At 51.3% G+C, this 9,525-nt stretch carries 8 protein-coding genes and 1 pseudogene; 5 read left to right on the top strand and 4 right to left on the bottom strand.

Features of this window, described 5'->3' with window-relative positions:
* Positions 1 to 189: pseudogene (locus ACMA5I_RS15815) on the top strand (integrase); the annotation flags it as partial.
* A gap of 126 nt (positions 190 to 315) precedes the next feature.
* Here the strand turns inward: ACMA5I_RS15815 and ACMA5I_RS15820 are convergent.
* Positions 316 to 2,007 (bottom strand): phospholipase D-like domain-containing protein, encoded by a 1,692-nt coding sequence (locus tag ACMA5I_RS15820; RefSeq protein WP_525887250.1) that lies wholly within the window; start codon positions 2,005 to 2,007, stop codon positions 316 to 318.
* 74 nt (positions 2,008 to 2,081) lie between these two features.
* Positions 2,082 to 5,495 carry a DEAD/DEAH box helicase gene (locus ACMA5I_RS15825; RefSeq protein WP_525887251.1) on the bottom strand — a complete coding sequence of 1,138 codons (3,414 nt, stop codon included), beginning with the start codon at positions 5,493 to 5,495 and terminating at the stop codon, positions 2,082 to 2,084.
* Positions 5,496 to 5,860: 365 nt separating this feature from the next.
* Here ACMA5I_RS15825 and ACMA5I_RS15830 point away from each other — a divergent pair, with 365 nt between their 5' ends.
* From ACMA5I_RS15830 to ACMA5I_RS15840, 3 genes are all read left to right on the top strand, one after another.
* Positions 5,861 to 6,265 (top strand): hypothetical protein, encoded by a 405-nt coding sequence (locus ACMA5I_RS15830; RefSeq protein ID WP_525887252.1) that lies wholly within the window; start codon positions 5,861 to 5,863, stop codon positions 6,263 to 6,265.
* Positions 6,266 to 6,344: 79 nt separating this feature from the next.
* Entirely contained in the window at positions 6,345 to 6,830 is a 486-nt protein-coding gene (locus tag ACMA5I_RS15835; protein ID WP_525887253.1) for a Panacea domain-containing protein, read from the top strand.
* Complete coding sequence (locus ACMA5I_RS15840) at positions 6,790 to 7,215, top strand: MAG6450 family protein (RefSeq protein WP_525887254.1); 426 nt, start codon at positions 6,790 to 6,792, stop codon at positions 7,213 to 7,215. The genes ACMA5I_RS15835 and ACMA5I_RS15840 overlap by 41 nt, the downstream gene beginning before the upstream one ends.
* Here the strand turns inward: ACMA5I_RS15840 and ACMA5I_RS15845 are convergent.
* Positions 7,212 to 8,174: an IS1595 family transposase gene (locus tag ACMA5I_RS15845; RefSeq protein WP_525887255.1), complete on the bottom strand. Its 963-nt coding sequence runs from the start codon at positions 8,172 to 8,174 to the stop codon at positions 7,212 to 7,214. The two genes, ACMA5I_RS15840 and ACMA5I_RS15845, sit on opposite strands and share 4 nt — an antisense overlap.
* 105 nt (positions 8,175 to 8,279) lie before the next feature.
* On the opposite strand from ACMA5I_RS15845, the gene ACMA5I_RS15850 reads away from it, so the two are divergent.
* A complete protein-coding gene (locus tag ACMA5I_RS15850; protein WP_525887256.1) occupies positions 8,280 to 8,486 on the top strand; it encodes a DUF6471 domain-containing protein in 207 nt (68 codons plus the stop codon).
* On the opposite strand, the gene ACMA5I_RS15855 is transcribed toward ACMA5I_RS15850, so the two are convergent.
* Complete coding sequence (locus ACMA5I_RS15855) at positions 8,483 to 9,346, bottom strand: hypothetical protein (RefSeq protein WP_525887257.1); 864 nt, start codon at positions 9,344 to 9,346, stop codon at positions 8,483 to 8,485. The genes ACMA5I_RS15850 and ACMA5I_RS15855 overlap by 4 nt on opposite strands.
* Positions 9,347 to 9,525 lie beyond the last annotated feature (179 nt).

The raw sequence follows: 9,525 nt of genomic DNA on the forward strand, positions 1-9,525 counted from the left end.
GGCCTAGAGCCGAGCGCCTATGGCACCCACTCTATGCGGCGCACCAAGGTCGCGCAGATATACCGCAAGACCGGCAACCTACGCGCGGTTCAGCTTTTGTTGGGCCATACGAAAATGGACAGCACGGTGCGCTATCTCGGTGTTGAACTCGAAGATGCGCTGACCATCGCCGAGGCGGTAGAAATCTGAAGGCTAAGGGCCGTCTTAACAGACGGCCCCAAGCCGCCATCCAACCGGGCCAACGAATTCTGCGGTTGCAGTCCGCATAGCGGACGCTCGCAATAAGCGCAAAGCTCACAGTATATGCGACTATCATCATTTTTTCTTGGCACTTGTTCGAAAATCACCATCAATTTGGGGAACTTCTTTCTCCAACTTGCGAAGAATTGCTTCGCCTACTTCGGGCCCCTTAAAATGAATCCCGAGCTCAGATGTTTGATCCTCGTCACTCACCGTGGCAGAAGCCCAATTGAGGCTCGTGACAACTGCATTGTCTTTATCCCAAATCAGGTACTTACCGTGGATGGGCGTACGCTTCTTTTGCGGATCTAAATGCACAAATTTCACACCCTTTGGCTCGTACTGTTTTCGCAGTGCGGTGACGTCGCTTCCAAACTGAGGTTTTCGGATCATGCTGTAGATCACGCGCATGTCTTCAACGTTTTTGGCTGCATTGGCGGCCGCAACTAGCATCGCTTGCTCGGCAGTTGAACCAAACCTGTGTGAGCCAATAATCAGACGTTTCTTCGCCTCTGTGGCAGCTCTCCGAATTATTGCTGCATGTTCATTCGCAAGAACGAGTTTAAGCTTCACGCCCACATTTTCAGTGGAAAGAGAGGTAGAGACCGTGGCGTCACCCCAGCGGTTCAACGATCCAAAAAAGGACACAAGATCATTAGAGAGTTTCGCCCCTTGCGAAGTTCGCCGAAACACCGCAGCGACTTGGGCAACGAAAGCTGGATGCCTAATAATGTAAGAAAATTCAACTGCGTTGAAGGGGGTTGAGAGCCAATTGCAAGATCCAAGGATAGCAACGTAGCTACCCATGCCATCGTCAGCGATCAAAAATTTTGTGTGAGAAGTGATGGAATCCTTGTGGATCTTTATGAGTTTCGAGTAACGGGATGAGGCAGCCCGCATTGATAGCTCTTGTGCTCTGGCACCGTGTTTAGCAGCATCATCGCCGGCGGCCCCATAGAGCAAATCAACGCTGACACCGCGCTCGGCGGCACGTTCAAGGGTAGGCCAGATTTGGTCAACGTTGCCGGTGTCGATGAAAGTTGAAAGAACTACTATTCTTTCGGTCGCAGCTTCAACAACCTTTTCAAAGAGTGCCTTTTGGCTGCTGCCCCCGACGACTAAGTCATCCACTTTCCATGGTACCGTCAGTTCTGGAAAATCCATACTGTATGGCTTGTCATGTGGCAGAGATTTTACGTCATTGCCCCTGCGGCGAGCGTTGACGATTTTGGCTATTGCCTTTGCATCTTTTTCGGGAAGGTTTGGTAGCGTTTCATGGCGAACCTCAACAAAGCCCTCCCTAACGTCTATCGAATTTGGATCTACTGACCGAACTGCTTCGTTTGGCCTCAGCCGCACAGTTTCAGTCAACCGATCGTAGATCGTATCATAGTGGTCCCTAGAGTCCATTCTTCTTGTCGAGGGTATGAGCAACCCACCTTGTAGTCGGCTGTCCTTCAATGGCACGAAGCGAACGTCGCTTATACGAACTATGCTATCGATTAACGGCAAAAATACTGCGTTGATGGGTCTGGGTCGAATTTCCTCTTCGACCCTTGGTTCTGTCCCTGAGGCGATAATGTCTGCCCCGAGTCCAGTCGCGCGAAAACGACCAACTTCATTCTCGATCAAGAGTTCCACAAGGCCAGCGCGCATCAAGCGGGACATGGTTGCGGTCAATACCTGTTCATTAAGTGACAACTGACTGCTCAGTTCGCGCATTGAAGACGGTACACGGATGAGTTTCAAAAGGACTGCTTCATGCATAACTGTCCAACGTTGTTGTCGAGCCACAAAAGCCCTGAAACGCCACCTAACTGCAGGTAAGAAAACAGTCTGCATTATCCAAATTTTCCCGGTTCTAGAATACGAACTCCGCCGTTCAATACTTTATCTCTGTCACGCAGCTCGCTTACCAAGTCCCGAACAAATGCCCATTTAGGATTATCTCCTTTCGGATTTATTCCTTTCGAAGCGAGATCCATAAAGGTCAAGCTACTCACGATAACCAGCTTGTGTTTGGCGCGGCTGATCGCAACGTTCATCCGGCGACGGTCTCGAAGGAAACCGAGACCGCCTCCACCTACTCGGGCATTGTTACGAACTAAGCTCAAGAGAACGACGTCAGCCTCACTCCCCTGAAAGGCATCTACGGTCCCTACAAACCCCAAATCGTCCCGAACCGGTCGAAAGCCTTTCGGCCCTCCGCTATTGGGATATTCGATGAGTAGTCGTTGACTAATCAATTCCACCTGACCTCTGTATGGTGAAAGTACTGCCAACGAGGGCAATTTCCCGTCTAAAGCGCCCCCTTCGAGGCATTTGACCGCCCGAATTAATTCATCGGCTTCACTTGGATTGGACAGAGACTTCCCCTGACGCTTCTCGTAGTTTTCGATGCGATCCGTGCTCTGCAGGCTAGGGAAGTCGATGACAACTATCGGTTCCGAAGGAAAATTACCGCTAATTTTGACGGGTGTCTCTCGGGCTCCAGTCGATGTAGCCGTTTTGAGATCTCCACCATAGAACACGTTAGAAACTATCTCTGCTATTGCAGGGTCCATTCTACGTTGCTCAGTGAGAGTAACAGAAATCCGCCGGTGTTTTGAGCCCTTTTGCTCAACAGCCTTTTCATCCTCCTCGACCAACGTTCGAAACGGTTCAAGCAATCGATTTGCTCTACTGATTGTTGCCTGGAAGCGCTCATCATCCTCAAGAAGTGCCCGTACGAGCGGCAAAATCTTGTCTGTATCGGTCGAAAAACTTAATCTGCTTTCGGCCATCCCCAGCAGCTTCTTTGCGACCGTTGGTTCGAAGCGTCGCGCAATTTCCTCAGCTTTGTGCGGAGGAAGTTGATTGTGGTCACCAATCAAGATCTTTCTTGGTGCGAGTGGCAACGCGCCTGCCAACTCTGGCCCTAACGCACGGGCGGCCTCTTCGACGATCAGCCAGTCAAACTCTTCTGCATCCTCAGCGAAATCACTGATCGTCAAAGAGTTTAATCCTGCGATCACTACGTTCGCGGTTTGAAGAATTAGATCCCCAACTCGTGAAACCGTTGGGTGGCGTGCGCTTCCAGCGGCTTCCATCGATTTTAGTGTCTCCTTCAGAGACATCTGAAACTTTCGAAAACTACTAAGTTGGAGCGCTTCGCTCCTACATAATCTCGACAGAACATTTTGAGCTTCATGATCTAAGTCCGCGAAGCGCTCGTCGTCATTTCCAATTCTGATAATTGTACCATCCTCGGGAATTACCGTTTTAAGCTCATCTTGAATATTCTTCAGTGCTTCATGACCCTGAGCGGTAACCAGAATACGCGCATCCGGCTTGCTTTTTAATATCTGCTTAATTGCCCGGGAGACCAGAAATGTCTTTCCCACTCCTGGCGGACCAACCACGTACACGTAAGGTTCCGTATTTGAAATTAGTTCCAAGGCGCGACGTTTTGGTTCATCCAGATCATTGTCAGGTTCACCGTTTAGTTCGCTCGCTAATCGAGTCCGCCGAGCCAGCCACGGGTCATCAAATCCGACGGTGACGTCTGTTCGCCCTTCAAGCAGAAGGATGTTTCTTAAGCGTCTTCGAACTTGGCTCTCAGTTCTAATGTCACGTGGAGGTTTGAGAAAGAGTTTGCCTGTCGGAACTTCGTAGCAATCAAAAAAATGAATCTGCTCACCACTAGGAGCGTAGTCAGAATGAGCAAAGTTAATATCGATATCTGCTGAACCACTCCATCCGAGTTTTGGAGAGTTCGACAAACGCCAGGGAGTGTCGTCTAAACTATCCAACAGGTCTCCGAGGCGTTCCGAATCCGGCCGCAAGCCCACTTGCTCGATCAGGGTTTGGTGCTCGTCATCACTTACAAGTTTGAGCGCAACGCATTGATCGTCAGACGAGTCTTCAACGACAGCCACAGGAAAGGCATCCAGCGTAGAAGCAACGGCTTCAATCAACTCGATAGAAAGGAGCGCGTCTAGAACATTTGCTGATGGTAGTTGATCTTCGTCTGGAGGCCGTGAAAATTGATCCCATTCGATGGCCGAAGGCCCTAGCTTTCTTGCTAAATCAGTGGCTTCTTTCCTGTTCGGGACCACAACAATTGGAGAGTCAAGCTCTCTGGGATCGGCCGCACCTGTACCCCGACCATCATTCGGAATAAGCGCCTTTAGATAGCCAGCGCGCCAATCAGTAGCATGCCGAAGTGGCTCCACTACATACCGAAAAGAACTTGTTACAATTTCGCATTGTTTGCGTTGATTCCCATCGAACCGAGGAGCAACCCGAACATCAGACTGCAAATCAGCCTGAAGCCACTTGCAGTGATCTGAGAAGTTGTCGGGGTCAATTGCAGTGCCAAGATGCTCAACTAGCTTAGGTCCCAAGGTCGCAGGGTTTGGCATCAAGATCAGCTGCCCCTGCCGTCCACTTTCCAAGCGGAGGAGATCCAAAACAACTATTTCGATTTCCCGTGCTACGGTTTTGGCATCCAAGGGTTGGTTGGGCCGCGGCACCGTCAACAGCCTCAAAACTCGTTGCTCTTTGGAAGTCATATTCGAAATGGCCGTGTCTGATTGTTCTGAACCAAGCAAATCCGCCGAGATCTTTCCAAGTTGGGCCCAATCAGCCCGAAAGGAGAACGTTTTGGTTGGCCGCCATTTCGATCTTCTTGCTCGAGATTGGTCGTCCGCATTTAGTCGGACACTCCACTCAAATCCTCCGAGCCTAAAATCTGGCTCATCCCCACCTTCTGAAAAAATGCAGTCCTGAGACAAATCGCCATGCAAGATCGCCTGATCATGAAGAATTCCCAAAGCTCGAACTAGACGGGAAATGTTCCGCCATACAAGAATCCTTTGCCGCCCGATTGGGCTCACGCGAGAACGCCGCCCCCTTCCCCCCGCCGAAATTGGGTCCCCACGAGCCGCCAAAACGAGCGCGAACTCTTCGTCGTCTTCCAACTCTTCCAAAACATCGACAATTAGGTCACTCGCATCTCTGTAGCGCATCAAACGACGCACCTGCCGCATTTCGTATCGCCACAGTGACCGCAATTCGTCGTCGATGTCGGTTCCGGTCTTCCGCCAAGTTCTTAGTAGACGTTCAGCATGCCCGTTCTTTTTATCGTAGACCCTCCAAAGGGCACCTTTCAAGGTAGGCTCGTCACCAATCGCGACTGCAGATTCATCAAACTCAAAGCGATCACCAATCGAACTACTCAATACCAACTTCCTTGCTCTGAATTTCGCAGCCATGCCGTTGCGGCTTCTTCAATCTGTTCCGCTCGACTTCCGGTTGCAAGTCATTGTTTGTCCGCAACGGTATTATGACACGAGGTATGCAATTTTCTGAGGGAGTGCTAGCGGCCATGTGCTACCGCAATTATGAACGACACTTCCGATCCAACTTTTATTCACTACATGAATGTCCGCTCCGATGTTACGGGATCCGGTTAATGATGATGCAGCGAAAGACTGGTTTCCTCCCCTTGGAGCAAAACGTCTCGCAAGCGCGGCACAGATCGAGGCGTTGCAGCGAATGGCAGGAAAGTCCGGCCTTATGTATCAAACGCACCAAAAATCTAGCTGAACAATCGGGCCGCGTGAATCCATAATATGGCATGGATCACACGATACACGGACTTATCAAGAAACGCGGTGAGATAGCGGGCCAGCACAAAGCCGCCGTAAAGGCCGCTGACGCCCTGAAGGCCGATCTGGACGCCATAGACCGTGCGCTGGTGCTGTGCGGCTATACAGACGATCCCAAAGGCATAGCGCCGCGCGGGAAGTACAAGCAGCTATTCGGGCGCAATGAGTTGAAGCTGACGATCATCAACACGCTGCGAGAAGCGTCTGCGGATGATGAGACGATAGCGGCGGAAATTATCGCATCTAAGGGTTGGGGTGATGATGTTCATGCCGATGTGCTTAAGAGGGTGCGGGATGCGCTGCAACGGCAACAGAAAGGCGGGCATGTGGTGCAGGACTTTGGGCCGGATGGGTGTTTGTGGCGGCTTGCCTGACTCGATTTGACGCACCGTTTCGGAGCGGGTTTTTGCATTTTGGTAATGACACGTTATCTTAAACGTGGGAGACGAGACTATGTTTGATGATTGGAAACCCATAGGCGCAAAGGCTGTCGCTCGCTGGTTTGTGAACCACGCTGACCGCGATGCAGGTGAGGCTATCACCCAATTGAAGCTTCAAAAGTTGGTGTACTACGCTGACGCTTGGTTTCTTGCGAACTTTGATAAGCCACTGATTCAAGAAGACTTTGAGGCGTGGGCGCACGGCCCCGTGGTGCGCTCCCTGTACGCAAAATATCGCAATAAAGGCTGGGAGGCTCTGGCCCCTGAAGCAGGTCCGGGTGTCCCTCAGGATGTTGAAGGCTATCTAGAGGCTGTGTTTGATGAGTATGGCCAGTATGGGGCCAAGAAGCTCGAAAAAATGACACATAGCGAACAGCCGTGGCTGGACGCGCGCGGAGATTTGCCGCCTGAGGCTGCATCAGATACGAAAATTTCAAAGCTATTGATGCGGAATTACTATGGCGGCAAAATCGAGAAAAAACCGATCAAAGCTCTTTAAGATCAACGCAGGGCAGCCAGAAGGTAGCCCGGTAGTCAACGCCGCTGCCAACCTTGGTGGGGGGAAACAGCCTGCAAGCGTTAATTTGAGGTACTTTCAGCGCGCTAACGAGTGCTTTTCAAAGTGGCAGCCAAAAGAGCTCAAGGCGTTTTCTGGTTTTGTCGAAAAGATGGCGACCAAGACAGAAAGCCAAGTTACAGCAGTTACACAGACTTGCCACTCACACAAAGGAGCGACGAGCAAGAAGCTACCGCCCTCAGTTAGTAAGGACGTCAGGATGTATAGTCTTGACGTTGGCCCGAAAGGTAGAGTTCACGGCTTCTTTTCAAAAGGAACTTTCTTCTTAGTCTGGATCGACCGGGAAGGTAGTATTCTTGGCCATTAAGCCACCCGCTGCCAGTATCCCTTCCACCGTCGCGACACGGGCGATCTCATCGCATTGCTGACCACGATCCGCGCCAGCGTCCCGTTGTCGGTGCGACGGTTATCTTCCAGCCAGGCAGCGTGGTTCGCGTACTGATAAAGGTACTGCGGTGATACGTGGTGGTGCTGGCCTTGAACCATACGGCGCAGGCGGCTGAAATAGCTTTCAACCCAATTGGTGTGCTTGCCGTGGTCGCTGTAGATCTCGGAGTGGTTCACGCGGTCAACGTAATAGCCCATGTGCAATTCATCCCAATGGCTTGCCTCATCCGCTGACATGGTGGACAGGCGCGATACGTTCTCGTTAGCCAGCGCAACGCCCTCTGCCTCAGACTGGCCCACGAAAGGCAGTGTGCGGCCCTCACGCTCGCGCATGGCAATCACAACGCGGCGCTTGCCGGTCTGGTGGCGCTTCAAGCGACGATCCTTGCGGTCAGCCTTGGCGTTCTCTGGGCGAATATGACCGCCAAAATATGCGCCATCAATCTCAACATGACCTTCCAGAACTTCGCCCGTGTGGACTTCCAGCGCCATCGCCTCGCGCAACTTGTGGGCCAGCACGAAGGCGGTTTTGTATTGGCAGTCCAGATCGCGTGACAGCTGAATCATGCTCACGCCCTTGGAGGCGTTCACCATGATGCAGATCGCGGCCAGCAGATCGACAAAAGCCATCTTGCGCGAGGCAAAGATTGTGCCGCTGGTCACGCTGAACTGGTGGTGACATGCCTTACACTTGAACTTGCGACGCGTGGTGATCTTGTACGCCCCATCAAAGCCGCAGCATGGGCAAACGGCTTCACCGCCTGTCTCAGGCCAGCGCATTTGGCAGAACATTTCATAGGCCGCTTCTTCGCCAGCTTTGTAAATCGAGCGCAGTGAAAGCGACCGAGATGCTGCTGAAAGGAGGAAGTGCTGTGCCATTGTACCGTTCGTGATTACCTATATCACATATATAGTGCATATAGGTCGCGTTGACAATGGCAAATATCACATTTATAGTGCCTTTATCACTAGTGAGGGCGGATGATGCCAGACCAGAGCGATTGGGAAGCCAAGGCGGCGAATATTTTGAAAGCAGAACTGAAGCGACAGGGTGTAACCTACGCCCAGCTAGCAGAAATGATCGGGGACAAAGAGCCGAACGTTCGTAATAAGCTGTCACGGGGCAAGTTTAGCGCAGCGTACATGCTGCAATGCTTGACAGCGATTGGCGTGGATGACCTGCGCCTTTAGTGCAGCTCGTCGTCGTCTGGTAGGTCGATAATTTCGTGGACGTTAGTCACGGCATAAACGGAAGGCTTACCACCTACCATTCTAACGTTCACGTCTACAACAAAGCCCTTCTTGTAAATGTTGTCTTCTGCCTCTCGGATTTCATGTTTTATTCGCTCTTCGGCCATTTCTGATGCATACATCAGCGCCAAGGCTTTGCCGTGAACCTCTTCGATGAGGACCCTCTCGCCGGAGCGCTTACCAACCGTAGCGTTGCCCACATCAGATCGAGTGAACAGCATCAGCACTCGCTCGTGGTCCGCACCAGTTGGTTTTTCGAGTTCCTTGTAAACACCATCAATCGTGACCTGCGCGTCCTTCGCTTCGCTGGTAGAGAATTGAAAAGATGCTCTAACTTGGCTCTTCCCGTCTTCGAAAGTTACGGCTTCAAGTGTCGAATTCGCGTTTGGGTCTCTGGCAATGGCCTCAGTCGCGTCTACCAATGCCTTCAATTCGCTTTTCTTCGGAGACCAGTCGCCCAAATTGCCGCTGACAAGAGATGTAATGCGCCTTCCCCATGTGCGAACAAATTGCTCTACGATGATAACTTGATCCATCTGAGCCAAAAATGGTGCAGCAGCAGCTACGTAAGGTATTAAATCAGCTTCAATGCATTTCTTGCGGACTTCTTTTACAAAAATTCGCGCTTCTGGATCGGCATCTGGGTAATTTTCCCTGATGTCGCGTCGATATTCTTCTGCCAAGGATGTAAACGCGCCAACAAAGGCATCAATCTCAACAGGTTCTTCTGTTTGTATGCGCAGGCGCAAAACGGCTGGTGCTTCACTCATCGCCTGAGTGTACGAGACAAAATCTAACATTCAACCGCCATCAGAAAATTTGATCGGTGCTTGGTGCGTTTGATACATAAGGCCGGGAAAGTCGGCACACCGGACATAAACCTCCTGCCGGAAGGTATTCGCCAAAAACGGTCGATTTAGGTGAAAAACTCGACCTACTACATCTTGTGTTTCGCCGAGACGCTTCCGCTCAGACCGCT

This window comes from Jujubicoccus corallicola, assembly GCF_047345645.1.
Lineage (GTDB): Bacteria > Pseudomonadota > Alphaproteobacteria > Rhodobacterales > Rhodobacteraceae > JBLEFH01.

Coding starts and splice junctions, on each gene's coding strand:
- ACMA5I_RS15840 (WP_525887254.1), top strand. CDS start 6,790: ATGGCGGCAAAATCGAGAAAAAACCGATCAAAGCTCTTTAAGATCAAC.
- ACMA5I_RS15820 (WP_525887250.1), bottom strand. CDS start 2,007: ATGCATGAAGCAGTCCTTTTGAAACTCATCCGTGTACCGTCTTCAATG.
- ACMA5I_RS15830 (WP_525887252.1), top strand. CDS start 5,861: ATGGATCACACGATACACGGACTTATCAAGAAACGCGGTGAGATAGCG.
- ACMA5I_RS15850 (WP_525887256.1), top strand. CDS start 8,280: ATGCCAGACCAGAGCGATTGGGAAGCCAAGGCGGCGAATATTTTGAAA.
- ACMA5I_RS15845 (WP_525887255.1), bottom strand. CDS start 8,174: ATGGCACAGCACTTCCTCCTTTCAGCAGCATCTCGGTCGCTTTCACTG.
- ACMA5I_RS15855 (WP_525887257.1), bottom strand. CDS start 9,346: ATGTTAGATTTTGTCTCGTACACTCAGGCGATGAGTGAAGCACCAGCC.
- ACMA5I_RS15825 (WP_525887251.1), bottom strand. CDS start 5,495: ATGGCTGCGAAATTCAGAGCAAGGAAGTTGGTATTGAGTAGTTCGATT.
- ACMA5I_RS15835 (WP_525887253.1), top strand. CDS start 6,345: ATGTTTGATGATTGGAAACCCATAGGCGCAAAGGCTGTCGCTCGCTGG.